The 2119-nt window shown below is 72.9% G+C and carries 2 protein-coding genes; both read right to left on the reverse strand.

What is annotated here, in order from left to right; translation table 11 throughout:
• Positions 1-5: 5 nt before the first annotated feature.
• Positions 6-734, reverse strand: a complete 729-nt coding sequence (locus ACY45C_RS18695) for a response regulator transcription factor (protein ID WP_462188868.1) — start codon at positions 732-734, stop codon at positions 6-8.
• A gap of 177 nt (positions 735-911) precedes the next feature.
• A partial coding sequence (locus tag ACY45C_RS18700) for a sensor histidine kinase (RefSeq protein WP_462188869.1) occupies positions 912-2119 on the reverse strand: 1208 nt, incomplete at its 5' end.

The following is a 2119-nucleotide window of genomic DNA, read 5'->3' on the forward strand; positions in this document are numbered from 1 at the left end:
ACAGATCATTCGAGATGATCGACGACGAAACCGCCCGGGGTGGCGAGGCCGGCGTCGAAGGCGGCGACGATCGCGCCGGCCCGGTCCCGTACCTCCAACTTGAGGAAGATGCTGCCCACATGCGCCTTCACGGTGCGCTCGCTGACCCGCAGCGCCAGCGCGATCTCCCGGTTGGTGGCGCCACGGGCCATCGCCCGCAGCACCTGGCGCTCGCGGTCGGACAGCCGCTCCATCCGGCGGCGCAACGACGGGTCGGCGGTGGGTGCGGCACGTAACGCGCCGAGCAGCCGCTCACTGGCCGACGGGTCGATCCACGAGCCGCCCGCGGCGACCAGTCGGATCGCCCGGACAATGTCATCCGCGGGCCGGTCCTTCAGGATGAATCCGGCCGCACCGGCGGCCATGACCCCCCAGAGCGCGTCGTCGTCGCTGAAGGTGGTGAGCACGAGGACGGGCGGATGCGGGCCGAGCCTGGCAAGCGCGCGCATCGCGTCGACGCCATCCATCCGGGTCATCCGGATGTCGAGGAGAACGACATCCGGGCGCAGCGACCGCACGGCGGCCACCACCTCGTCGCCATCCGACCGTTCCCCGACGATCTCGATCGCGGCCACCCCACCCGGCCCGTCGCCGTTCTCCGCACCGAGCACGAGCGCCAGTCCCGCCCTGATCAACTCCTGGTCGTCGACGAGCAGAACCCGGATCGGCGGCAGCGGGCCCGGGAGTTCAGCCATCCCGTACCGCCGGCCGCCTGGGTGCCGGGTACGGCGGCTCCGGCCGCAAGGACTCCGGCCACAGGGGCTCTGGCACGGCGCCTCCCACCGGGATGCCGGCGGCCACCACCCAGGCGCCGTCCCGAGGGCCCGCGTCGAAGGTCCCACCGAGCGCGTGGATCCGTTCGGCGATCCCGGTCAGGCCCATCCCCCGGCCCCCTGGACGGAGGCGTCGGCGCGAGATTCGGACGAACCCTCCAGCGTGCCACCTAGGCCACCCGAAGCACCCGTGCCACCCGAGGCGCCCAAGACGCCTGATGCGCCCAGATGACGCTGCCGCACCCCACCCGCCGGAAGATCGTTTCTGACGGTCACCCCGACAACGCGCGGACCGATGTCGAGCCGCACCCACGTCGGCGCGGCGTCGGCATGGTGCAGCACGTTCGCGAGCGCCTCCCGCACCGTCCGGAACAACACCGAGCCTGCCGCCTGGTCGAGCGTCCCGACGTCGCCCTCCACCTCGAGCCGCACGGGAAGGCCGCTGCGTCGGTAACCCGCCACGAGATCTCCGATGTCCTGCGCCGCCGGCAGCGGTCCGGGCCCGGGCCCGGACCGCATCGGCCCCGCGTCCTCCCGCAGCAGCCCGACGACCCGCCGGATCCCCGCGAGGCTCTCCCGGCTGACCTCCTCCGCTCGGGCCAGGGCCTCGTCGGCGAGGGCCGGCGCGCGCCGCATCGTCCGGCGCGCGCCGGTGATGTTCAGCAGCGCCACCGCCAGCGAGTGCGCCACCAGGTCGTGGACGTCCTGCGCGATCCGCCGCCGCTCGTCCGCCGCCGCAGCAGCAACCAGCCTGCTCTGCGCCTCGGTCAACTCCTCGGCCAGCTCCCGGGTCCGCCGCAGGATGAAACCGGTGCCCGTGCCGTACAGCAGGGCCGCGACCCAGACCAGGAATCCGTCTGTGAAGTGGTCACCCTCGGCGTCTGGACTCCCCATCCAATACTGCGCCACCGTCATGCCGACGCCCACGGCGAACACCACGGCGTTGAGCGGCACCAACGCGGACCGTAACGCGACCCAGGTCGCCGTGGTGACGGCGAGCAGCAGCACCATCTTCGGCGCGTGGGCGGCCTCCAGCAGGCCGATCAGCGTCAGATTCCAGCCGACGCCGAGCAGGGTCGGCACCCGGGCAGTCGTGATCTCCACCGCGGCGGGGACAAGCACGAGAGCCACCAGTGCGAGCCGCACCGGATCGGCACCCACCATGATCATCAAGAGCGTCGCGGCGACGGCGGTCATGGCGTGGACGACCACATTCGCCGATCGGGCCATCCGGGCCGCGGGGGCCCCACCGCTGCCGGACGGGCGCGAGGGCGGTGCCGGTGTTCCCGTCGGCGATGTTGGCGGCG

The organism is Frankia sp. CcWB2 (assembly GCF_977927585.1).

Coding starts and splice junctions, on each gene's coding strand:
- ACY45C_RS18695 (WP_462188868.1), bottom strand. CDS start 734: ATGGCTGAACTCCCGGGCCCGCTGCCGCCGATCCGGGTTCTGCTCGTC.